The organism is Zeaxanthinibacter enoshimensis, from assembly GCF_004362865.1.
Taxonomy (GTDB): domain Bacteria; phylum Bacteroidota; class Bacteroidia; order Flavobacteriales; family Flavobacteriaceae; genus Zeaxanthinibacter; species Zeaxanthinibacter enoshimensis.
The window spans coordinates 1,166,558-1,189,717 of the sequence record NZ_SNYI01000001.1 but is presented as its reverse complement, the minus strand read 5'-3'; the positions used below and the strand labels follow the sequence as shown (position 1 = coordinate 1,189,717).

25 protein-coding genes are annotated in these 23,160 nt (G+C 47.4%); 9 read left to right on the top strand and 16 right to left on the bottom strand.

Annotated elements, in window-relative coordinates; all coding sequences use genetic code 11:
• Nucleotides 1–9: 9 nt before the first annotated feature.
• Nucleotides 10–747, bottom strand: coding sequence for a slipin family protein (locus CLV82_RS05285; RefSeq protein ID WP_133643235.1), 738 nt, complete (start codon nt 745–747; stop codon nt 10–12).
• A gap of 337 nt (nt 748–1,084) precedes the next feature.
• Between CLV82_RS05285 and CLV82_RS05280 the strand changes: the two genes are divergently transcribed.
• The 3 genes from CLV82_RS05280 to CLV82_RS05270 all read left to right on the top strand — a co-directional run bounded on the left by CLV82_RS05280 (nt 1,085) and on the right by CLV82_RS05270 (nt 4,201).
• Nucleotides 1,085–2,185: an endonuclease/exonuclease/phosphatase family protein gene (locus CLV82_RS05280; RefSeq protein WP_133643234.1), complete on the top strand. Its 1,101-nt coding sequence runs from the start codon at nt 1,085–1,087 to the stop codon at nt 2,183–2,185.
• Between the two features lie 95 nt (nt 2,186–2,280).
• Nucleotides 2,281–3,423, top strand: a complete 1,143-nt coding sequence (locus tag CLV82_RS05275; RefSeq protein WP_133643233.1) for a D-TA family PLP-dependent enzyme — start codon at nt 2,281–2,283, stop codon at nt 3,421–3,423.
• A gap of 118 nt (nt 3,424–3,541) precedes the next feature.
• On the top strand, nt 3,542–4,201 hold the full coding sequence (locus CLV82_RS05270) for a hypothetical protein (protein WP_133643232.1): 660 nt from the start codon (nt 3,542–3,544) through the stop codon (nt 4,199–4,201).
• 6 nt (nt 4,202–4,207) lie between these two features.
• Here CLV82_RS05270 and CLV82_RS05265 read toward each other — a convergent pair whose 3' ends face one another.
• The 10 genes from CLV82_RS05265 to CLV82_RS05220 all read right to left on the bottom strand — a co-directional run bounded on the left by CLV82_RS05265 (nt 4,208) and on the right by CLV82_RS05220 (nt 12,915).
• Nucleotides 4,208–6,373, bottom strand: a complete 2,166-nt coding sequence (locus CLV82_RS05265; RefSeq protein WP_133643231.1) for an acylase — start codon at nt 6,371–6,373, stop codon at nt 4,208–4,210.
• A 60-nt stretch (nt 6,374–6,433) separates the two neighbouring features.
• Complete coding sequence (locus CLV82_RS05260) at nt 6,434–6,763, bottom strand: 2Fe-2S iron-sulfur cluster-binding protein (protein WP_133643230.1); 330 nt, start codon at nt 6,761–6,763, stop codon at nt 6,434–6,436.
• A gap of 27 nt (nt 6,764–6,790) precedes the next feature.
• Complete coding sequence (locus CLV82_RS05255; protein WP_133643229.1) at nt 6,791–7,852, bottom strand: NAD(P)/FAD-dependent oxidoreductase; 1,062 nt, start codon at nt 7,850–7,852, stop codon at nt 6,791–6,793.
• 64 nt (nt 7,853–7,916) lie between these two features.
• The gene (locus CLV82_RS05250; protein WP_133643228.1) at nt 7,917–8,156 is read right to left on the bottom strand and encodes a NifU family protein; all 240 of its coding nucleotides are present in this window, start codon (nt 8,154–8,156) and stop codon (nt 7,917–7,919) included.
• A gap of 2 nt (nt 8,157–8,158) precedes the next feature.
• Nucleotides 8,159–9,298: an Mrp/NBP35 family ATP-binding protein gene (locus CLV82_RS05245; RefSeq protein ID WP_133643471.1), complete on the bottom strand. Its 1,140-nt coding sequence runs from the start codon at nt 9,296–9,298 to the stop codon at nt 8,159–8,161.
• A 166-nt stretch (nt 9,299–9,464) separates the two neighbouring features.
• Nucleotides 9,465–9,806: an MGMT family protein gene (locus CLV82_RS05240; RefSeq protein WP_133643227.1), complete on the bottom strand. Its 342-nt coding sequence runs from the start codon at nt 9,804–9,806 to the stop codon at nt 9,465–9,467.
• 6 nt (nt 9,807–9,812) lie between these two features.
• On the bottom strand, nt 9,813–10,442 hold the full coding sequence (locus CLV82_RS05235) for a LysE family transporter (RefSeq protein ID WP_133643226.1): 630 nt from the start codon (nt 10,440–10,442) through the stop codon (nt 9,813–9,815).
• Nucleotides 10,442–11,113, bottom strand: a complete 672-nt coding sequence (gene trmB / locus CLV82_RS05230) for a tRNA (guanosine(46)-N7)-methyltransferase TrmB (RefSeq protein WP_133643225.1) — start codon at nt 11,111–11,113, stop codon at nt 10,442–10,444. Before trmB ends, CLV82_RS05235 begins: the two co-directional genes overlap by 1 nt.
• Before the next feature lie 27 nt (nt 11,114–11,140).
• On the bottom strand, nt 11,141–12,229 hold the full coding sequence (locus CLV82_RS05225) for a sensor histidine kinase (RefSeq protein ID WP_133643224.1): 1,089 nt from the start codon (nt 12,227–12,229) through the stop codon (nt 11,141–11,143).
• Entirely contained in the window at nt 12,229–12,915 is a 687-nt protein-coding gene (locus CLV82_RS05220) for a response regulator transcription factor (protein WP_133643223.1), read from the bottom strand. The genes CLV82_RS05225 and CLV82_RS05220 overlap by 1 nt, the downstream gene beginning before the upstream one ends.
• 314 nt (nt 12,916–13,229) lie before the next feature.
• On the opposite strand from CLV82_RS05220, the gene CLV82_RS05215 reads away from it, so the two are divergent.
• The 3 genes from CLV82_RS05215 (at nt 13,230) to CLV82_RS05205 (ending at nt 15,105) form a co-directional block, all read left to right on the top strand.
• Nucleotides 13,230–13,538, top strand: coding sequence for a T9SS type A sorting domain-containing protein (locus CLV82_RS05215; protein WP_133643222.1), 309 nt, complete (start codon nt 13,230–13,232; stop codon nt 13,536–13,538).
• A gap of 184 nt (nt 13,539–13,722) precedes the next feature.
• Nucleotides 13,723–14,046 carry a T9SS type A sorting domain-containing protein gene (locus CLV82_RS05210; RefSeq protein ID WP_133643221.1) on the top strand — a complete coding sequence of 108 codons (324 nt, stop codon included), beginning with the start codon at nt 13,723–13,725 and terminating at the stop codon, nt 14,044–14,046.
• An 81-nt stretch (nt 14,047–14,127) separates the two neighbouring features.
• Nucleotides 14,128–15,105 (top strand): LuxE/PaaK family acyltransferase, encoded by a 978-nt coding sequence (locus CLV82_RS05205; protein WP_133643220.1) that lies wholly within the window; start codon nt 14,128–14,130, stop codon nt 15,103–15,105.
• Here CLV82_RS05205 and CLV82_RS05200 read toward each other — a convergent pair.
• On the bottom strand, nt 15,100–15,762 hold the full coding sequence (locus CLV82_RS05200) for a transient-receptor-potential channel family protein (RefSeq protein WP_133643219.1): 663 nt from the start codon (nt 15,760–15,762) through the stop codon (nt 15,100–15,102). The genes CLV82_RS05205 and CLV82_RS05200 overlap by 6 nt on opposite strands.
• A 63-nt stretch (nt 15,763–15,825) precedes the next feature.
• A complete protein-coding gene (gene tyrS, locus CLV82_RS05195) occupies nt 15,826–17,121 on the bottom strand; it encodes a tyrosine--tRNA ligase (protein WP_133643218.1) in 1,296 nt (431 codons plus the stop codon).
• A 102-nt stretch (nt 17,122–17,223) separates the two neighbouring features.
• Between tyrS and CLV82_RS05190 the strand changes: the two genes are divergently transcribed.
• The gene (locus tag CLV82_RS05190; RefSeq protein WP_133643217.1) at nt 17,224–18,231 is read left to right on the top strand and encodes an NAD-dependent epimerase/dehydratase family protein; all 1,008 of its coding nucleotides are present in this window, start codon (nt 17,224–17,226) and stop codon (nt 18,229–18,231) included.
• A 1-nt stretch (nt 18,232) separates the two neighbouring features.
• Here CLV82_RS05190 and CLV82_RS05185 read toward each other — a convergent pair whose 3' ends face one another.
• Genes CLV82_RS05185 through CLV82_RS05175 form a run of 3 tightly spaced genes read right to left on the bottom strand, consistent with a single transcriptional unit; the run spans nt 18,233 to nt 20,710 of the window.
• A complete protein-coding gene (locus CLV82_RS05185) occupies nt 18,233–18,643 on the bottom strand; it encodes a DUF4296 domain-containing protein (protein ID WP_133643216.1) in 411 nt (136 codons plus the stop codon).
• Between the two features lie 2 nt (nt 18,644–18,645).
• Nucleotides 18,646–19,980, bottom strand: a complete 1,335-nt coding sequence (locus CLV82_RS05180; RefSeq protein ID WP_133643215.1) for a dihydroorotase — start codon at nt 19,978–19,980, stop codon at nt 18,646–18,648.
• Nucleotide 19,981: 1 nt separating this feature from the next.
• Nucleotides 19,982–20,710: a polyprenol monophosphomannose synthase gene (locus CLV82_RS05175; RefSeq protein ID WP_133643214.1), complete on the bottom strand. Its 729-nt coding sequence runs from the start codon at nt 20,708–20,710 to the stop codon at nt 19,982–19,984.
• 130 nt (nt 20,711–20,840) lie between these two features.
• On the opposite strand from CLV82_RS05175, the gene CLV82_RS05170 reads away from it, so the two are divergent.
• Together CLV82_RS05170 and CLV82_RS05165 are read left to right on the top strand one after the other, a co-directional pair.
• A complete protein-coding gene (locus tag CLV82_RS05170) occupies nt 20,841–22,514 on the top strand; it encodes an ArnT family glycosyltransferase (protein WP_133643213.1) in 1,674 nt (557 codons plus the stop codon).
• Nucleotides 22,502–23,158: a DUF4271 domain-containing protein gene (locus CLV82_RS05165; RefSeq protein WP_133643212.1), complete on the top strand. Its 657-nt coding sequence runs from the start codon at nt 22,502–22,504 to the stop codon at nt 23,156–23,158. Before CLV82_RS05170 ends, CLV82_RS05165 begins: the two co-directional genes overlap by 13 nt.
• Nucleotides 23,159–23,160 lie beyond the last annotated feature (2 nt).

Here is a 23,160-nt window from a genome sequence, read left to right as displayed (position 1 = left end):
CAAACTAAGTTATTTATTCTGGTTCCTCGGCAATACCTCCTCGGGGAATGGGAATAAGATGGTTGAATTCTTCTCTGCGGCTATATTAGACAAGGTCTGGTATAGTCTCAGCTTAATCGCAGAAGGCGATTGATCTATCAGTTTCCCGGCTTCCAGGAGTTTCCCGGCAGCTTGTTGCTCTGCTTCAGCAAGGATGATCCGGGCCCTTCGTGAACGTTCAGCTTCGGCCTGGTTGGCCATCATTCGTTTCATGTTCTCGGGCAACTGTATATCCTTGATCTTTACATCGATGATCTCTATCCCCCATGAACTCGTAGCCAGGATGACGATCTGTTTGATATTGTGGCCCATCTCCTCCCGTTTAGACAAGATGGTATCCAGTTCAACTTTTCCGCAAACATCGCGCAAGGCTGCCTGGGATAACTGGCTGATGGCGAATTTGAACTGCTCCACTTCCAGTACAGCCTTCTCTGGATCGGTGATCTTAAAAAAGACCACCCCGTCTATACTACAGGGAACATTATCTTCTGTCATCACTTCCTGGGAAACAATATTGATGGTAATTACCCGGATATCCACCACCTGTATGGTCTCTACCAGGGGGATGATCCAGCGGAAGCCCGGCTGCAGGGTCTTGATGTACTTTCCGAACCTGAATTTCAGGGCTCTTTTATATTCAAATATGACCCTTATTCCCCCAAGAAGGAATAAAAGGATCAGGATCAGCAAAAACATTGGAGGATTCATAACCAAAGATTTTATTCCCGGGAGCCGGTCCCGGTACGTGAAATTTATTTGGGGAATTCCAGAATGGGTTCCTGGTTGGTTCAGGAAGGATGGCCATTCACTCCAATTATTATGTAATAAACTGGATGACAGCCTATTAAAGTTACTTCATTTAAACGGGGCCCGCAACAAAAAGCTTCTCATTTTACCGGTATGAAAACGCCGGTCTGGTCGGATTTACCAAATCCTGCATTTAATACTCTACCATATGATTTAATTCTGTTTATCGTCTATAATTGTATTCATTACGACAGTTATTGATAATACATAAAGCTATATTTATGGAAACCAAATGATTATGAAACTCAAGATCTTCTTACAGGTCTTCGGGGCTATAGCCGTCCTGTTAACTATTATACCAATTCTAGCCGTTGATTACTGGTGGATCCGTATGTTCGATTTTACTCACCTGCAGCTTACCACGCTGACCTTAATCGCGCTCCTCGCTTATTTTATTCGCTTTGACATTAAATCCCGCAGTGATTATGCATTCGTAATTGTATTGCTGGCATGCTTTATCTACCAGGGTTATAAAATTCAGCCTTATACACCACTTGCTTCATACGAAGTAATGAACAGCGAAAAACCCATTGGTGATACAACGCTGAAGGTCTATGCCGCGAATGTTTTGCAAAAGAATTCAGAGTACTCTTCTCTAGTCCGGGAGATCCAGAATTATGATGCAGATGTGGTGCTCCTGACCGAAACGAACAGCGAATGGCTTAAGCAGATCTCCTCAACGATGAATTCCAAGTATCCCCATGCGGTTAAGGTTCCAAAGGACAATACCTACGGAATGCTCCTTTATTCAAAATTGCCGCTGGTGAATGCGAAAGTCAGACAGCTGGTCCACGATAGTATTCCTTCTATACATACAGGGGTTATACTACCTTCAAAAGATACTTTACAACTGTACTGTATTCACCCTACTCCTCCCATGCCGCAGGAGAATCCTACCTCCACCGCAAGGGATGCGGAGATGATGATCATTGCAAAGCTCTCCCGTAGCTCTAAATTACCCGTTATTGTCCTGGGTGATTTTAACGATGTGGCCTGGTCGCGGACCACCGAGCTATTTGAAAAAGTCAGCGGGCTGCTCGATATTCGAAAGGGCCGGGGACTATATAATACCTATAATGCAAAAAACCCGATCATGCGTTGGCCCCTGGATCATATTTTCGTCGCCCCTGACTTCAGGTACCTGAAAATGGAAAGAGGTGAAAAAATTGGTTCAGATCATTTTCCGGTATACGTAGAACTCCATTACGAACCGTCCGGTGCGAAGGCGCAAATGCCCCCGGAAGCTTCACCTGAAGCCCTGGACATGGCCAACAGGATGATCAGGGAAGCGGAACTCGAAGAAAGGATCAAGCAACAGGAGCTTAGGCTGGAGTTATAGTATACGTTTTAATTTCATTGTATTATTTTTGAGAGGAGGTCAGTTTAAATTCCCCGCAACTGACTTCAATGTTAACTCAAAATAATCCCGGAATTATGGCTTCATTTCCATGGTATCAACTGCATGAGGCAGGTAACTGTTATTCCCCCTCATTATTAGTTTATCCTGATCGCATAGCCCATAACATCAAAGTAATGTGCGACATGATCGGGGACACTGCCAGGCTAAGACCTCATATCAAAACTCATAAAACAGCGGAGATCATCAGGATGCAGCAGGAGGCGGGCATTGAAAAATTTAAATGTGCCACCTTGTCGGAAGCCGAATTACTGGGACGGTGTAAGGCGAAAGATGTTTTACTGGCCATGCAACCTGCAGGGCCAAATATAGATCGGTACCTGCAGCTGTGCTGGAGGTATCCCGGCACTACTTTTTCCACCTTGCTCGACAATGAACGATCCGCGAAAGAATTGGCCGATGCGGCCGTACAGGAAGAACAGGAGGTAAACATTTACCTGGATCTTAATGTTGGTATGAACCGCACAGGCATCGAACCGGGCCCAAAGGCTGAAAAACTGTACCACTTCATCAATGAACTGGAAGGTTTAGCAGCAAAAGGGCTGCATGTGTATGACGGCCATCTGCGTTCCAAGGATCCAAAGGCCCGGCAAGTATCATGTGATGAGGCCTTTGAACCGGTTGAACGGCTGCGTGATGTCTTGATCAAAGCCGGGATTAAACCTGTAAAGATCATTGCCGGTGGTTCTCCCACCTTTCCCGTGCATTGCAATAGAAAAGACGTAGAATGCAGTCCGGGCACCACCTTGCTATGGGATGAACGGTATGGCAGTTCTTTCCCGGAATTAAATTTCCTGCCCGCAGCGGTATTACTTACGAGGGTCATCAGCAAGCCTGCAGAAAAACTTTACTGCCTGGACCTGGGCCACAAGTCCATCGCCCCGGAAATGACCTTTCCACGAGCTAAATTACTGGGCTACGAAAAGATTGAGCAGCTCGCCCAGAGCGAGGAACACCTGGTCATCAGGTCAGAGGAAAATGAGAAGCTGGAAGTGGGCGACGAAATTTACGCCATCCCCATGCACATCTGCCCTACCGTTGCAAAATATCCTAAACTGCAGGTAGTGGAAAAAGGCGAGATCGTAGCCGAATGGAGGGTTGCTGCCAGGGACCACGTCTGGCAGGAAAAAATACGTTTCAAGGGCAGGCACAGGAGCTGAATCCCTGTTTCTCAGACACCTAAATCCCCATGAGGAGCAAGTTCATCGAATTTAACAAGCTGTTTAAACAGCCTTGGCGCGGTATTTGCTAACTTTACCCTAAATGATTGACCCTGCTATGAGGTTGTATATTATTTTCCTGTTCAGCTTGTCTTTGCTGTACCCGATCGCCGGTCATTCCCAGACCGATCTCCCCCAGTCTCAGCCACTGAAGATTGAGTCGGGTGAACAACTGGACATGAGTAAAAATCCCGATAAGAGTAATGCTTTGAACATGCCCTCTGTTCTCGAGGAGCCCAACCCTTTAAATCTTAAAGACGCTTTATCGGAACGGAATGTGCAGATGTTACCTGAGCGCGAATTGAAACAGGCCGGGTTCGACCTAAAAATAGACCCCAAGGTGGGTGATTTTGAGAAAGGTTCTTCCGGCAAACACTTTGGGGACATGTACCTCGGCGACGTCACCACAAAGGCGAAATATGTGGGGATAGTTTGCCGGGACCATGAATATGTAGATGGCGACAGGGTCAAGATCTACGCCAATGGCCATGTAGTGGAGCCCAATATCCTGCTCGATGGCAGTTTTAAAGGAATAAACCTGACCCTGGACCGCGGTTTTAACCGCCTTGATTTTGAAGCCCTGAACCAAGGGTCTTCGGGACCCAACACTGCCCAGGTAAATGTCTATGATGAGAAAGGACAGCTTATTTATTCTAATAAATGGCTGCTGTCTACAGGTTCCAAAGCCTCGCTGATCGTTGTACAGGAAGCCGAATAATTAAACTCAGCGTTGTCCTGGATGGTAAGTCTCTTCCGCCCGCTCCAGTACATCTTCTTTATAATAGGCCACATCCTTCCACTGTATATCTGCGTATCGCTGGGCCTGGTCATCAAAATGAGGTGAATCAGGATCCCCGCTCTGCCCCCCTGCAAGGATACTTTTCGCTTTAACCCGGGGACCAAATTCCACCACAGCAGCAAAACTGTTTCCACGCGTCCCGTAGATCTTTTTAGTATTATTATGGTACCGGGCTCCATAGGCCGCAAGAGCTCCCCACCGACCCGAAGCAAACCCGATAGGGATACTTGGTGCATCGTCATTAAAAGGTTGCATAATATCCCCGTTAAGCCTCTGGTAGCGGTTTACTTCACCCCAAGGCATCTTCCAGGTGCCGAAATCCTTCTTTAACCGGGCGATAACTTCACTAAAGATCCGAAGGCGTTCTGCTACGGGAGAAGAGGTTCCAAAATATTCCATCAATTCCATATCGCTTACTCCCTGGGGACGATTGCCCTTAGCACCGTAATGGGTCCCGTAATAATGGGCTAGGGTCATGGCAACTGAATTTTTTGAGGTCTGGTAATTCCATACCCGCAACGTATCAATGGCCTCTGCCAGATCACTGTCTCTCCCCGGGGCGGCATCATAGGCCGAAACAAGCCCGGGAATCAGTACTTCAAATGCCGGTAGTTTTGGGTCATGTGCCAGTTTAATAAGGCTGTCAATGGTATAGCCTTCCCGGTCGGTCAGCAAGCGAATAGCGTGAACGCCCCTGAAATTCTCACGGTCTATAGACATATAGCCGGGGTAATCCTCTCTTTTGGGGCTGTTCTCCAGCGCTGCTGTGTAGGGGGTAGAATTACAATTCTGTATCCACCCGTTGGCCGGGTTAAGGATAAGGATATTCTCATCCACTGTATGCAGGCCCTGCCAGTCAGTGGCCGGGTCACTACCATCCACCGGCTTCTCATAGTCGAACTGTTCATCGCGTACGGGGATAAAATTACCATGGAAATAGGCAATGTTCCCCTCTGCATCCGCATACACTGTATTATTGGAAGAATTGGTGCGGATATCCATCATTTCCCGGAAACCCTTATACCCCTGCTGTTTGGTACGGGTGTACGATTGTTCAAGAGCTTTTACAGGGTCCCACATCATCGCCGATGCAACAGCTTTTCCATCCTGCAGGTGGGTGACAGGACCATGATGCGTCCTGTAGACAGGGAAGGATCGAGATCGCAGGCTGTCCCCTTCTTTGTACTGCAGGGTCACTGTTGAACTTTGAACGGGTCGTAACTCGTCCCCGTAGCGGTAAAACAACTCTCCGCCCTTTTCCACGGTGGTTTCCACGAATTCATCCATGACGTCTGTATAGGTCGAGGTATGCATCCAGCCGGTACGCTCATTAAAACCCTGGTAGATAAAGAATTGCCCCCAGGTAACTGCTCCATATGCATTAAGACCTTCTTCACTCACCGCATGCACCTCTCCCCGGAAATAAAATGAAGTATGAGGATTGATGAGAAGCATAGGATTACCTGATTGTGTGAGACTGCCAGAGATAGCGATCCCGTTGGACCCACCCGGCTCCTCGAACGTAGTCAGTTCTTCCTCCGGAACTACAGGTAACTTTCCTGTACCTTCATAAAAAGCCTTAATTTTTTCGGTGCTGATACGCTCGATGTCCCCGCCGATAGATCCTTCGCTGAAATACATTGGCATCCAGGGTTCAAATCTCTCGAGAAGTTTTGGCTGTACCTCGGGGTGGGTGTGTAAGTAATAATTGATCCCGTCGGCGAAGGCATTGCAAAGCTCCTTCAACCATTCCGGGCTGTTCTCATAATTAGCGATCGCCTCTTCCCGGCTCATGAACATCCTGGCCCGGAGATCACTGTAAAGCGCGCTTTCACCTTCAAGCTCAGCCAGCCTGCCCGTAGCCCAGATATAATTCTGCTCTACCCTGTTGAAATCATCTTCGCACTGGGCATAGAGTAATCCAAAAACGGCATCGGCATCTGATTTCCCGTAAATATGGGGAACACCAAAATCATCCCTGATGATCGTGGTGTTGGCCGCGTGTTTTTCCCAGCGTTCCACCTCTGTGGTCCGTTGCTCTGTCTTGCAGGAAAGTAAGGATATAAAGAGGAAAAAAAAGAGAAGTCTCATAAGCCGGTTTTCTATAGTTTGCTAAAACTACAAAAACTGGCAGACAGTTCTATACCGGGTTTAACTTTCAGGGGCAAGGGTTACCTCCAGCCCTTCCAGGGAGGGTTCCAGGTGTATCTGGCATCCAAGTCGGCTATTGGGTTTTACATAAAACGCTTCAGCCAGCATAGCCTCCTCATCATCAGATCTTTCAGGCAATTCGTGAGCAGAGTCAACGTAACATTGGCAGGAAGCACACATGGCCATTCCGCCACATACGCCAATGGTTCCTTCCGGTGCCAGCTCGTAAGAACGCACCAGTTCCATCAGGTTCATATTCATATCGGTGGGGGCATCTACCTCGTGCTGCACTCCTTCCCGGTCGGTGATCTTAATTTTTATGTCAGACATTCCCGTTTGCTGGATTTGTAATTCAAATTAGTCGATACTTTTGACCACGGCCTTCGGAGCTTCTTTTTTTGAGCCGTCAAAGCCATTGATCCCTCCTACGGTAGTGTATTTCATCACGTACCTCTTATCCGGGTGAATGCGCTGGTAGGCACTTTGCACCATCAGAGTGGCTTCGTGGAACCCGCACAGGATAAGCTTCAGTTTACCGGGGTAAGTATTGACATCACCAATGGCATAGATCCCGGGGATATTGGTTTGGTAATCCAGGGTATTGTCTACTTTGATGGCATTCTTCTCTATCTCCAATCCCCAGTCGGCAATCGGTCCGAGTTTTGGGCTTAACCCGAACAAGGGTATAAAATGATCTGTTTCCAGGTGGATATCCGATTCAGGATCTGATGTACGGTTGATCACAACCCCATCCAAATGATCCTGCCCGGTTAACCCAACCACTTCAGAAGGCGTGATCAGCCGGACCTTTCCCTGGTCTTTCAATTCCTGGACTTTCTTAACCGAGTCCAGTGCTCCCCTGAATTCGTTTCTCCTGTGCACCAGGGTGACTTCTGAAGCCACATCGGCAAGGAAGATCGTCCAGTCCAGGGCAGAGTCCCCTCCGCCTGCGATGACGACTTTTTTATCCCGGTACACCTCCGGGTCCTTTATCATATAGGCTACCCCTTTATCTTCAAACTTGGGGAGATCCTTTAAAAGAGGCTTCCTGGGTTCAAAACTTCCCAATCCACCGGCAATAGCCACTACCGGGGCCTGGTGCCGGGTACCCTTGTTCGTGGTGACAATAAAAGTACCGTCTTCCTGTTCCTCGATGGTCTCAGCTCTTTCCCCCAGGGTAAAACCGGGCTGGAAAGGAGCAATCTGCTGCATCAGGTTCTTCACCAGGTCTCCGGCCAATACTTCCGGGAATCCCGGGATATCATAGATAGGTTTCTTAGGATAGATCTCGGAACATTGCCCGCCCGGCTGGGCCAGGGCATCGATTAAATGGCAGCGTAACTGAAGTAAACCGGCCTCAAATACCGCGAATAACCCGGTTGGTCCGGCACCTATTATTAATATATCTGTTTTGATCATGAAAAGAATGGCTTAAAAAAGAGGAGGGGCGTAAGTACAGCCCCTTGCAGTTTTCAACATTGGTCTAATTCACGTTAATTACCTGCTCTATCTGTGGCGCATGCTTTTTAATGGTCATCTCCACCCCGCTCTTAAGGGTCATCTGGTTCACAGAACAACCAACACATGCACCTTCCAGCCGAACCTTGACCTGGGTGTCGTTATCAATAGAGACCAAAGAGATGTCTCCCCCATCACTTTGCAGGAAGGGTCTGATCTCATCAAGAGCTTTCTCCACCTTGGTTCTTAATTCCTCTGAAGTCATTATTATTTCTTTTTTACGGCAGCACAACCGGCCATGGTAGTAATTTTTATCGCTTCGGTCGGGGGCAGCGCGTCGTTTCTACGCACAACTTCCCGGACCACGTTCTTGGTCAGATCTTCAAATGCCTGTTCTGTCGGTGTTGCTGTCTGCAAAGCGGCAGGCCGTCCCACGTCACCTGCTTCACGTATTCCCTGTACCAGCGGCACTTCTCCCAGGAAAGGCACCGCGATATCCTCTGACAGGTTCCTGGCCCCCTCTTTCCCGAAAATATAATATTTATTGTTGGGTAATTCCTCGGGGGTAAAATATGCCATGTTCTCCACTATCCCCAGTACGGGCACGTTTATCGCTTCCTGCCGGAACATTGCCACCCCTTTTCGTGCATCCGCAAGGGCTACCTGTTGGGGTGTACTTACCACTACCGCACCGGTGATAGGCATGGCCTGCATAATGCTCAGGTGAATATCGCCTGTTCCCGGTGGAAGATCTACCAGGAGGAAGTCGAGCTCTCCCCATGCAGCATCAAAGATCATCTGGTTAAGAGCTTTGGCCGCCATTGGGCCTCTCCAGATCACAGCCTGGTTCGGTTCGGTAAAAAACCCAATGGAAAGCAACTTTACCCCGTAGCTCTCAACCGGCAACATCTTCGATTTGCCCTCCACATTCGTTGCACGTGGTTTCTCTCCCACAACATCAAACATGATAGGCATTGAGGGTCCGTAGATATCTGCATCGAGTAATCCCACCCTGAATCCCATCTTTGCGAGGGTGACAGCGATGTTCGCGGTAACTGTAGATTTACCTACTCCGCCTTTACCCGAAGCAACCGCAATGATATTCTGAATACCTGGGATGGGTTTGCCTTTTATAGAAGCAGCCTTGGGCTGTGCAGGGGCATCTACTTTGAGGTTTACCGTGATCTTGGCCTTTTCATAAACTTCCCGGTGGATCGCCTTCAGGATCTCCACTTCTGTTTTTTTCCTGGCCTGCAGGCTCGGATTCTTAATAGTTACGTCTACGATAACTTCGTCTCCGAATACCTGTATATTCTTCACAGCACCGCTGCTTACCATATCCTGGCCTTCTCCCGGAACCGTGATGGTTTCTAACGCCTTTAAAATGGATTGTTTGTCCAACTTCATTAATCTCTGGAAATTTTGTTTCTCCGGTTCGGTGTCACAAGAGACAACCTCCCGGATCTTCATTATTTATATATAATGATTCTAAACAACAAAGATACAGTATAGGGCTGTAAATAAGAAGTCTCAGTGATGAAAAGCGATAGAACTATTCTATGGTTCTAAGAATCTATCGATCGCCCTGCAATTCTGAAAGCGGGTCCCAGAACAGGCTTTCAAAATGGACTACCTGGTGCTCCTGGACCTCAACCCCTTCACTTTCCAACAACTGCTGCATCAGGTTGGTTCCGGCAAAATGGTGTCTCCCGCTAAGCAGCCCTTTCCTGTTTACCACACGGTGAGCCGGGATCTCCGGCATACTATGCGAGGCATTCATGGCGTAGCCCACCATCCTGGCGCTACGGCCTGCGCCCAGGTACCGTGCAATTGCACCGTAAGAAGTTACCCGCCCATAAGGAATCTTTTTAGCCACCTCGTAGACCCTTTCAAAGAAGTGTTGATCGGCTGCCATTAGTTATCAGGTATAAAAAATACGGATCATAGTAATTACCAGCAGGACGAGCATCAGGGCAGATAAGATATAATTCGAATTCCGCGAAAAACGATGTGATCTTGCTTCCAGCTTATTAAAATAGACGGTATAAAGGTAAAGCACAGTAAAAGTGCCTCCCCCGGCGGCCAGGATGAATACAGCGATGTCCCAGACTTTGAATTTGATCCAACCCGAAGCATTCCACATTGCATTCAGACCGCTGTAATATGGTATAGTCAGTAAATTAAGGGCCGCCAGTAACATACCTTTAAAAAAACTGTTCTTCTTACTTACCTTCACCCGTTTCATGGATATCTGGTTTTCCCGCTGGGCAACGATGAAGAAATAAACGGCAAAGAAGGCAAAGACAGCGATCGCGGTCTTGAGGAGCATGTCGATGACTTCCGGGTTCTTGTATAGGAATTTAGAGATAAGTACGGCGATATAGGCCTGTATCATGACAACTGTACTGACACCGAGACTGAAAATGACCCCATTCATCTTACCTTTTTTAACACTTGTCTTCGCGGCATTCATATTTAAAAGTCCGGGAGGCACAGTGGCCATAAAAGCCGCAGAGAATGTGACGAAGAACAGTATTAAGAGGTGTGTCATTATTTTACCTTGAACCTGATATATGTAATTGCCTTTCCTGCCTCAAGGTACTGATTTTCATAAAATGTCTGTATACCGAGTACCTCTTCCGGGCTTCCTTCATTCTTATAGACATCGTGATTGGCATAACATATCTCGTGACCCAGCCCCTGCAGGAGGCCCAGGGTATATCCATGCAGAAATTCGCTGTCGGTTTTCAGGTGAACGCATCCCTCCTGGTTTAAAACCTGTTTGTATTTCTCGAGGAACTTCCGGTTAGTCAGCCGGTGTTTCGTGCGTTTATATTTGATCTGTGGATCCGGGAATGTGAGCCAGATCTCCGAGACCTCTCCCTCGGCAAAAAGATCGGTTATCAATTCTATCTGGGAACGCAGGAACGCTACATTGGGAATATTCTCCTCCAGGGCAGTTTTGGCACCTCTCCAGAACCGTGCACCTTTAATATCAACCCCAATAAAATTCTTCCCGGGGTATTTCCTGGCGAGTCCCACACTGTACTCCCCTTTGCCGCATCCTAATTCCAGTACGATTGGATGGTCATTACCAAAGTGCTCTGCCCACTTCCCTTTTAATGAAAAATTTCCCGATACCACTTCTTCCCGGCCCGGCTGTATAACGTTTTCAAAGGTCTCGTTCTCTTTGAACCGCCTGAGTTTATTCTTGCTTCCCACTATTTACCTGGATATTTGCTGGCAAAACTAAGATAATTCTTTGGAACCCGCCTTGCCGGCCGGGGCCCGGTTCTTCTCTTTTTCCAATGTGAAGGAAAATTCGGAGCCAACACCTGGAACACTTTCCACGTAGATCTTTTCCCCGTGTGCTTCGATGATATGTTTAACGATAGACAACCCGAGTCCGGAGCCGCCTTCTTTCCTGCTTCCACTCCTGTCTACCCTGTAAAAACGTTCAAAGATCCTTGGAATATGCTCTTTGCTCATTCCTTCCCCGTTATCGGTCACCCTTATGATGACCTTATTCTTAATGAGGTTTTCAACGCTGACTTCAGTTGTGCCACCCTTATGTCCGTATTTTAAAGAGTTGACGATCAGGTTGGTCAGCACCTGCCTTATCTTTTCCTGGTCTGCATGCACCCAGACGGGTCTGTCGTATTCCATATCAAAAGTAAGCGCTATTCCCTTTTTGGAAGCTTTTATTTCCAGCAGATCGAAAACACTTTGGATAAGGTCTATTATATCGAATACCTTGTAATCCAGGTTCAGGTCCCCTATCTCCAGCTTGGTTATCAGGTCCAGGTCCTTTACGATATAGATCAGCCTCTCCACGCCCTTGTTAGCGCGTTGCAGGTATTTCTTCCTGACATTCTTATCCTCTATGGCCCCGTCCAGCAGGGTAAGAATGTAACCTTGTACCGTAAAAAGGGGTGTTTTTAATTCGTGGGATACATTCCCGAGAAAATCCCTCCTGTACGCCTCCCTGATCTTCAGGGTATCGATCTCGATCTTCTTGTCCCGGGCAAATTTCTCTATCTCTTCCGTCAGGGTACGCATATCCGTAGTGATAGGCCCTGCGGTGAGGTTGGAGCCTTCGAGCAAGGTCACATCATCGTAGATCTTCTTGATGCGTTTATAAATGAATTTCTGCACCCTGATCTGCAGGATGGCCATACAGACAAGGAAGGTGATAACGGAATAGAGAACTATAAAGCTCCAGTATTCCAGCAGATCAAAGACCCAGATAAAAGAAAGCAGGATAAGGGTAGAAACCAGGGTGATAAGGAGGGAAGATCGGAAGGCAAATCTGTAGGATTTCTTTAAGCGGATAGCCATCAGAGAACGAACTTGTAACCTACTCCCTTAACTGTCTTAAAGTGATCATCCCCGATCTTTTCACGGAGCTTGCGAATATGGACGTCTATAGTACGCCCTCCTACGACCACTTCCTGACCCCAGACCTTATCCAGGATAGCCTCTCTTTTAAAGACCTTATCGGGTTTAGAGGCGAGCAGCGCCAGTAATTCGAATTCCTTGCGTGGTAAGATGATCTCTTCTCCTTTGTTGACCACCTTGTACTCTTCGCGGTTAATCACCAACTTACCCACTTCAAGGATGTCTTCCTTTTCCCCATGATCATCCTTAAGCCTGCGAAGCAAGGCCTTTACCTTACTTACCAACACCTTTGGTTTGATCGGCTTGGTGATATAATCGTCGGCCCCGGCGTCAAACCCGGCCACCTGTGAATAATCTTCTCCCCGGGCCGTCAGAAAGGTGATAATGGTATCCTCCAGGCCTGGAGTTTTCCTTATGCGTTCACATGCTTCTATCCCATCCATCTCCGGCATCATTACATCCAGGATGATCAGGTGTGGTTTCTTCTTTTTTGCCTTCTCTACACCCTCGGCACCATCTTCGGCAGTATAGACCTGGTATCCCTCAGAAGACAGGTTGTAAGACAATATTTCTAAAATATCCGGCTCATCGTCTACCAGAAGAATCTTTATATCCTGTTTTTTCATGGAATCTGCACGCATTTGTAATGCGCAAAAGTAAATATAATACTATTACGGTTAAAGAACCCCGCATTGTCTTATTGTTAATAAAGTCGTAAGCCTGTGTAAATTAAGCTGTAATAGTATATGGTCGATCACAGCCCTCACGCCCTTAAAACCGGAAATTCCCGGTTGTTACTCCTTAGCCTGCCCGCGTTGCAATTCCTCCTTTTAATGTTTGTTTTTTTCCGTTCATAAATATTCGGATATAATTCATCTTCCAAGCTGCTAACACCCTAAAAATTATATCTTTGTGGTACACTATTTGTATACCCTAGTGTATGAAGCACCTTTACCTACTAATATTCTTCTTATTTGTCGCAGCGAGTTACGGGCAAGACGCCGGTAACCAGGCCGATATTCCGGGTTTTCGATTGTATCCCAATCCGGCCACGGAGGGGAAGGTCTTTATCAACACCACACTGAATGCCCCTAAAAGAATACTGATCTACGACGTACTTGGAACACAGGTATTACAGACCACTATCCTGGGCAAGGAACTGAATCTCTCCGAATTAAATTCGGGCGTGTATGTTCTCCGCGTGCTGGAAGGTGACAAAATAGCGACCCGGAAACTGGTTATAAAGTAGCTATTCCCCTCATTTAGCGTCACTTCACTTCCTGTAGGAGTTCTCGTTCAAATACCTATTTCTTCGATGAATGGAATTGCCTTATCCGTTGACATACAAAAACTTAGCGTTCACAACAATTTGAGACCCCTCCGAAACGCGTATCCTATCTTTACCTTGTTATTGAGCCCCAAATCAATCAAGCATGAAAACAACCTACTTTATCATCCTGCTGGCCTTCACCATTTCTGTATCCGCCCAACAACGGAGCGGAATGGACAAGAACCATGAAAAAGACTCGACCGAGTTCAGTATTTACCCAAATCCTGCGTTTGATGATGTGGTTTACATCAACAGCGGGCACTATGATAATAAGCAAGTGACCGTTTTTGACGTGTTCGGCAAAGTGGTACTGCGCGAAAGAATTGCCACCGGGACTCTGAACATCTCCCGGCTGGTTCCCGGGGTTTACGTCTTGCAGTTAAGAGAAAATGAAAAGACCATGTCTCGCAAACTGGTAGTGAAATAACTTTCTCCATCAATACATACTCTGCCCCACCTCTAAGTGGGGTTTTTTATTTTCCTATTTTTGCTGCTGTCAAAACCTGCTATGGATACCCGGACCATTTTCAGAATTTCCAGCCCTGCTGAATTCAACGCTATCGCGATGGAGGTCTTCCGGCACCAATACCATAAGAACGAGGTATACCGGCAGTTCTGCGATCACCTGGGGAAAAACCCGGAGACGGTCATCGAGACCGCGCATGTCCCCTACCTCCCCATCCAATTCTTTAAATCAGCCAAGGTCACCAGCGGAAGCGGTAAAGCGGAAGCGGTATTTGAAAGCAGTGGCACTACCGGCAACAGTACCAGCAGGCACTATGTACAGCGCTTATCTCTTTACGAACAGAGTTTCCGCGAGACTTTCAGGCTTTTTTACGGTGATGTATCTAATTACTGTGTACTGGCGTTGCTGCCTTCTTACCTGGAAAGAAAAGGCTCTTCCCTGGTATATATGGTTGCCGATATGATAGCCGCGAGCAGTTTCCCTGAAAGTGGTTTTTACCTAAACGAACTCAACGTCCTGGAAAAGCAGTTACGCTCCCTGGAAGAGCGAAAGATACCCACCCTGCTTATAGGGGTCTCATTTGCCTTACTCGATTTCATCGAAAAACACCCCGTCCAACTTCACCATACCATTGTTATGGAAACCGGGGGAATGAAAGGCCGGCGCAAGGAACTTATCCGGGCAGAATTGCATTCACTTTTAAAGAAGGGGTTCGGTCTGGATAGGATTCATTCTGAATACGGGATGACCGAATTACTTTCGCAGGCTTACTCAAAAGGAGATGGAAGATTTCACTGCCCCCCGTGGATGAAGGTTCGGGCCAGGGATCCCGAAGATCCGCTGAGCTGGCAATCCCATGGACGTTCCGGCGGACTCAACATTACCGACCTGGCCAATATTGATTCCTGTAGCTTTATCGCCACCCAGGATCTTGGGAAAATTTATGCAGATGGAAGTTTTGAAGTTCTGGGTCGGTTTGACAATTCCGATATCCGGGGTTGCAACCTGATGGTTCTATGACACTGCCTTGCTGAAAGCATCGCGAAGTGCGGGTAGTATCCCGGCCTTCCTGGGGTGTTCACTGGACATCAGCAATTCGGAGGCCGTATATTCCCCGTTATAAACCTTCATTTTGGCCCTAGGGTTAGCGCCCCGCTCCAAAAGGAACTCTACCATTTGTGGCAGGTTAGCAGGTACGGACTGCCGCCAGAGCTCTACCCCGTTACTTACCGCGTAATGCAGCAGCGTGGCCCGGTGGCCATACTGGGATTTCTGGTTGATCAGGCCCGGGTCGCCATTCAACAGTTCCCGAAGACCAGGTTCATCTCCTTGCAGTAATAACTCCACAGCATTCTCAAAACTGATATGGTAAGGGTAGCGGACATGGGAAACCTCTGACCACCTGCGATACCCATATTCATTGGCTATGGTTTGCCTGCAATCGGCCTCAGTCAGGCCGGCATTCTTCAGCACCTCAACAGTTTGCCCCAGGTGGCTCCAATGGTAATTACGCACCTCCTGCAGGGCGGTGGGATTTCCCTGGCTCACTTCCTCCCAAAGCCGGACTGAAAGGGCCTGCAGGTGTTCTGCCACCGTATCGTACTGCTTCCAGGAACGGAGCAAGTCTCCATACATGGCATTGATACTACTTACTATCTCGTGTTGATAAACCTCCATTTATCTAAGATAGTGAGCTTTTGTCAACTAAAGATGAGAAGATCCTACTTTCCACCACTTTAGTTATTCGACCACCAGAACCATGTAATTCTTTTTCCCGCGTTGCAGTAAGACGTATTTCTCATTGATCAGGTCCCCGGAAGTGATATTGTACCCTTCCTTTACTTTCTCCTTGTTCACGGCGATCGAATTCTGTTTCAATTCTCTCCTGGCTTCCCCGTTAGAACTCAGGAACCCGGTCTTGGAGGCCAGGGCTGCAATGATATCAAGCCCTTCCTCAACCTCTGACCTGCTTATTACTGCCTGTGGCACTCCTTCAAACACCTCCAGGAAAGTATGCTCATCAAGTTGCTTCAGCTGCTGCGAGGTAGATTTCCCGAACAGGATGTTACTGGCGGCAATAGCTTTATCCAGGTCGTCCTGGGAATGAACCATCACCGTGATCTCCTCGGCGAGCCTGCGCTGCAGGTTCCGCATATGCGGGGCTTCCTGGTGTTCCCTGATCAGGGATTCTATTTCTTCCCGGGATAGGAAGGTGAAAATCTTAATATACTTTTCGGCATCCTCGTCAGAGGTGTTCAGCCAGTACTGGTAAAAAGCATAGGGTGATGTCCTGTGTGCATCCAGCCATACGTTCCCCTGTTCAGTCTTCCCGAATTTGGACCCGTCTGCCTTGGTGATCAGGGGACAGGTAATGGCGTAGCCCTTACCGCCTTCAATCCGGCGTATCATCTCAGTACCCGTGGTAATATTGCCCCACTGGTCACTGCCACCCATCTGCAGGGTACAGTTATGGTTCTTGTACAGGTGTAAAAAATCATACCCCTGGACCAACTGGTAGGTAAATTCCGTAAAAGACATTCCTTCCTTGGCGTCAGATGAAAGCCGCTTCTTTACAGAATCCTTAGACATCATGTAGTTCACCGTTATGTGCTTACCAACATCCCGGATAAAATCGAGAAAAGAGAATTTTTTCATCCAGTCATAATTATTGACCAGTACAGCCGAGTTATCTGTCGCATCATCAAAATCCAGGAATCTCGATAACTGCTCTTTAAGGGCCTCCTGGTTCATCCGGAGTGTTGTTTCATCCAGCAGGTTTCTCTCCTCCGACTTCCCGGAAGGATCTCCGATCATTCCCGTAGCCCCGCCGATCAGTGCATAGGGTTTATGGCCGGCCAATTGGAAATGCCTGAGCATCATCACCCCCACCATATGCCCGATATGCAGGGAATCGGCCGTGGGATCTATCCCCAGGTAGGCAGATTGCATGCCGCTTAATAGGTGTTCTTCTGTTCCGGGCATTACATCGTGAAGCATTCCCCGCCATTTCAGTTCTTCCACAAAGTTAGAAACCATGCTGTCTTCTCTTTTTTATAGGTTGCTGCAAATATAAAAGAATTCCCCTGTCGGAATCCCCGGAACGGGGAGATTTCCACACGAATTAAGTACATTTGGGCCATGATTTTTGTGACCGGCGGAACAGGATTAGTAGGTTCTCACCTGCTCTTACACCTCCTTAATAAAGGAATGGGGGTCCGCGCCCTGTACCGCGAGCCGGAAAGCCTTCAACAAGTATATAATACCTGGGAATATTACGGGCACTCCCCCGAAGAACTTAAGAAAGATCTCCAGTGGGTCAAAGGGGACCTGATGGATATCCCGTCCCTGGAAATGGCCCTGCAGGGCATAGAGACCGTATATCATTGTGCGGCCCTGGTCTCCTTTGACCCCGGTGATTACCTCGCACTCAGACGGGCGAATATAACCGGGACAGCCAACCTCGTGAATGTGTGCCTTGCCATGGGGGTCAGGCAGTTGTGTTATGTAAGTTCTATTGCTACCATCGGAAGTCCCCTGGACACCAGGATGGCCAACGAAGAGGATGAACTGCTCACCCCGGTAAACAATGTCTATGCCCTGACCAAGCACGGGGCAGAGATGGAGGTCTGGAGGGGGTCACAGGAAGGACTCGCGGTGGTGATCGTTAACCCAGGACTGATCATCGGCCCGGGCTCGTGGGACCGCAGCAGCGGAAGACTTTTCGGGATAGCCGGAAAAGGGTCTGCCTTTTACCCTCCCGGGGGAACCGGGGTGATCGGGGTGAATGATGTGGCGGAGATCATGATCGCAATGATGCAACGGAAAGAACGTAACCAGAAATACATCCTTGTAGCAGAGAACATGAGTTATAAGCAACTCCTGGAAAAGGTATCCACAGCCCTGGGTCATCGACCCCCTCGAAAGAAAATCCCGTTATGGGTGCTGAAAATTGCCTGGAGACTGGACTGGTTTCGCGCTAAATTCACCGGGGCGGAGAGAAAACTGACCCGAGACCGAGTGGCGTCACTTGACAAACAGGTCCTGTATGATAATACGAAAATTACAGCGCTATTGAACTATACTTACGAATCCCTGGATTCGATCATTACCTTCTCCGCAGAAAAATATTTGAAAGACCGGAAATAATCTATTCCTGACCTGTTTTGACGGGGCTCTGCTTCGCTTCAGCAGCTTTCTTTATGCTGTCTGTCTTTCTTTTCCTCTCATCTTCCATCTGCTTCTTCACCTTCTTGATACGCGCCTCGATCCTCTCGTACATACCCTGGTATTGCAGGGGCTTGGAAGCGTAATAGATATCACTGTCCACGAACTGAGCACTGTCTATCTCGTATTTCTGGTATAAGAATGACATCGTTTCGATTCCGCGATCTTCTAATACCGAAGGATTAGTCCCATCAGCCGCGTTAAGAATGGCCAGGTCGTAGAGGATAGCGGTCATCTTCTCTTCCGGGATCAGGTTTTCCGGTTGCTCAATTACTTCTTCCCCGCAGGCAGCTAAGCATAAAAGCAAGAATATATATAGCCCTTTGAATTTCATAATTACCTGTTGAATGTTAATCGCTGTCCCGGCCTTTCATCAGAAAATTTCCCCTCATTATATACCAGGCTCCCATTGACAAAGGTATGCGTGACAGCGCTGTCAAATTGTACTCCTTCAAAAGGAGACCAGCCACATTTGTAATAGAGATTGCCCGGTTCTACCCGCCAGCTCTTTTCCGGGTCTACCACCACGAGATCAGCAAAAAATCCTTCCCTAACATACCCTCTTTCTTTCAGTTGAAAAAGTATTGCCGGGTTATGACACATTTTCTGTACAATTTGTTCAAAGCTGATCTTGCCTTCCCTCGATTTCTGCACCATGGCCGGCAGGGCGTGCTGCACCAAAGGTCCTCCTGACGGGGCCTTGGTGTAGGGATTCTTTTTTTCGTCCAGGGTATGAGGAGCATGGTCGGTAGCCACAATGTCTATCCTGTCATCTAACAGGGCATCCCACAACTGATCCCGGTCACGGGAGGTCTTAACCGCGGGGTTCCATTTGATAAGGGTTCCCTTGGAATCGTAATCGGCATCGGAAAACCAGAGGTGATGAATACAGACTTCTGCGGTGATCTTCTTGTCCTGAAGCGGGATATCATTCCGAAATAAACTTGTTTCTTTCCCGGTAGACAGGTGGAACACATGCAGACGGGCACCTGTACTTTTAGCCAGTGCGATGGCCCTAGATGAAGAGAGGTAGCAAGCCTCCTCACTGCGGATGACCGGGTGGTATTTTACGGGAATATCATCCCCGAATTTAGCTGTATATATCTCCAGGTTGCGCCTGATGGTAGATTCATCCTCGCAGTGGGCAGAGATCACCATCTCCGTATTACGGAAAATCTTTTCAATAACTTCCTCGTTATCCACCAACATATTGCCGGTAGAGGATCCCAGGAAAAGTTTCACCCCGGAACAGGCATTCTTATCAAGTCTTTTCAGTTCTTCGAGGTTATCATTGGTGCCCCCGAAAAGGAAAGAATAATTCGCGTAAGACCGGCCGCTGGCCAGGCCGAATTTTTTTTCCAGCAGATCAATTGTAGTGGTCTGGGGCTGGGTATTCGGCTGCTCCATATAGGTAGTGATCCCCCCGGCTACCGCTGCCTTGCTTTCTGTTGCAATATCACCCTTGTGTGTCAGTCCCGGTTCCCTGAAATGTACCTGGTCATCGATGATCCCCGGCAGCAGGAATTTTCCCTTGATATCAATCACTTCGGCAGCAGGGTCACTAAGGTCTTTCCCGATCTTGCTGATCCGATTCCCGTCAATCAAAAGGTCTGCCTCGGTCCGGGTGCCTTCATTGATAATTGTTGCATTCTTTAAAAGGATCTTTTTCATTTTAAAAACCATTACGATTAAACAGGCTGCGAACTTTCATGCTGATCACCCCGAAAACAGCTTCCCAGATGATAGAAGAACTCATTTTCGACTTCCCTTTTTCCCGGTCAGTAAAGATGATGTTTACCTCATCTATGGTAAACTTTTTAAGATAGGCACGGTATTTCATTTCGATCTGGAAGGCATAGCCGATAAACTTAACGGCATCCAGGTCTATAGTTTCCAGGACCTTTCTCTTGTAACAGATAAATCCCGCTGTAGGGTCATGCACCCGCATTCCCGTTATCAGCTTAACATAAAAAGAGGCTCCGTACGAAAGCAGGATCCGGTACAAAGGCCAGTTCACAACGTTCACCCCTTTAGTATAGCGGGATCCAATAGCCAAATCTGCCCCGTTCTTACATGCCCTGAGCAGCCTTGGAAGATCTGAAGGCCGATGGGAGAAATCAGCGTCCATCTCAAAGATAAATTGATAGGACCTGGCAAGTGCCCATTTAAAACCATGGATGTAAGCCGTTCCCAGGCCCGACTTCTCTTTGCGGACTTCCAGGTGTAAAGTTCCGGGGTACCTGTTCTGCATCTCCCGTACCTTTTCGGAAGTGCCATCAGGAGAATTATCGTCCACTATCAGTACGTGGAAACCCTTATCCAGCTCAAAGACAGCATCGATAATTGCCTCTATATTTTCAATTTCGTTAAAGGTCGGGATGATCACTAAGCAGTCGGCCATGCACTCGCATTATTTGGGTAAAAATAGTACTTAAAATAGGGTTTGAGAAATACCCCGCACATTTTATCGTTTCTTTAAACAAGCGGTTCCAATCAATAAATTGTAATTTTGACGCCAATCTGAAAACCGGATGAAATCTAAATCACCTACCTTGTTATTATGGCTCCTGGGCCTGCTGCTATTAGTGAATATGGTTCAGAGCCATTTCACTGAACTTTTATTTGACGAAGCGTATTACTGGTATTATGCACAGGATATGGCCTGGGGTTATTTTGACCACCCGCCCATGGTCGCATTAATGATTAAGATCAGTGACTTTTTCTTTGACGGGGAACTTGGTGTCCGTTTCCTGAGCTGTATACTTTCATCAGCTACGCTCTACCTGCTCTGGCTGATGATCGATTCTGTAAAAAAACAACAGTATGTCTGGCATTTCTTTGTGTTGGTCACCTCCATGACCCTGTTAAATGCTTACGGTTTCTTTACCCTTCCCGACACTCCCTTACTCTTCTTTACCGCCCTGTTCCTATGGCTTTACAAGAAGTTTCTTGCCAAAGACACCTTGTTCTTAGCCCTTTGTTTAGGAGTGGTAATGGCTGCACTTATGTACAGCAAGTACCATGCAGTGCTGGTCATCGGTTTTGTACTCCTGTCTAACCTGCGACTGCTTAAGAATGGCAAAGCATGGATGGCTGTTGTTATCGCCCTCTTGTGCTACAGCCCACATTTTTTCTGGCTCTACGAGAATAATTTTGTTTCCCTGGAATACCATCTTTATGAAAGGCCAAACCGCGCCTATGATTTTAATGATTTCACCCTGGGATATTTTATTAACCTTGTCGCCTTATTTGGACTCACCTTTCCCTGGATCTACCGATCGCTGTTCAAGTCCAAATCTACCGACCTTTTTAATAAAGCGCTTTTATACCTGGTATACGGGGTACTGATCTTCTTTTTTATCTCCAGTTTCCAGAGAAGGGTACAGACCCAGTGGATCATAGTGATCTGTATTCCCATGGCCGTTCTCGTCTACAACCATATACTGGCATCACCCGTAGACAGGAAATGGATCATGCGCATGGGGATCGCCAACCTGGTTATCATGGGATTCCTGCGTATAGGGCTGGTCTACCCGCCGCTGTTTCCCATTACTTTTGAAACCCATGGCAACCGGGAATGGGTGGAGGCCATCAGGTCGCAGATCGGGGATACCCCGGTTGTATTCGAAAACTCTTACCGGGAAGCCCCGATGTATGAATTCTATTCCGGCATCCCATCATTCTCCCTGAACAACGTACAGTACCGGCAGAACCAATATACCATTGATGGCTCCGAAGAGCGGGTGCGCGGTAAAAAGGTACTCTATATCGCCAAGACCTATAAACAAGGTGACGTGGTATATCAAAACGCCAAGGGGCGCACTTTGTACGGAAAATATATAGATGATTTCCAGTCTTTCAGGAACTTGTCCACTGCTGTGGAAGACGCCGGCAAGCCCGGAGACGGCCTGGCCTTGTTGAAGGTCTATAATCCTTACCCTCAATCCATTCCCATGCGATCTTTGAAATTCGGGATTACCTTCCTCAACCATTACAAGCAGGTTAAGCAGATACTGCCCCTGCAGGTGAGACCCGTTAAGGAAGGGGAAACATTGCTGAAAGGCAAAGACTCCACCAGCTTCTATTTTGAAATGCCTGAGTCCCCCATAGACGATCCCGGCTATTTCAAGATCACTATTGCAGAAAACAATCTATATTGGGCTATCAATGGGAAGAATATAAAATTTGAAACATGGAACCCATAAGCAGAGCCCTGGTATCTACCGACTGGATCACCGTGGTGATCTTCTCCAGCCTGTTCTTTGCCGTGATCGCGAAGCAGGTATCCTATGCGCGGTTCCTTAATTTCATCATCCTGCCTTTCAACAATAAGTACATTTTCATGTACAATAAGAAGGACAGACTTTGGAACGGTTTCAATATCCTGTTTGGCATCTTCCAGTTACTGAATTTCTCCTTATTCATTTACCTGTGCAGGCCGCTTTGGCAGGATCCCGCAGAAGAGATATTCCCCTTCCTGTATATTGTAATCTTTGGCCTGTTACTCACTTTTTCCCTGGTCAAATTATTCTTACAGCTCGCAAACGGCTTTTTCTTTAACAATAACAAACTGGTCTCGGAACTAATATTTAAAAAACTGTCTTATCTATTTTACAGCAGCATTATTGTTTTCCTCGGGAATATCTGCCTGGTGTATATTTTCAAAGATTCCAGGGTTGTGATTTACTTGACCATTTTCCTTGTCATAGCTGTTAATTTGGTAGGTTGGATCACTATTCTAAAAAACTATCAAAAAGAAATAACAACGAAGTTTTTCTATTTTATTTTGTACCTTTGCGCACTCGAAATTGCACCAATCGTGATATTTGTGAACGCTCTAACCAAATGATG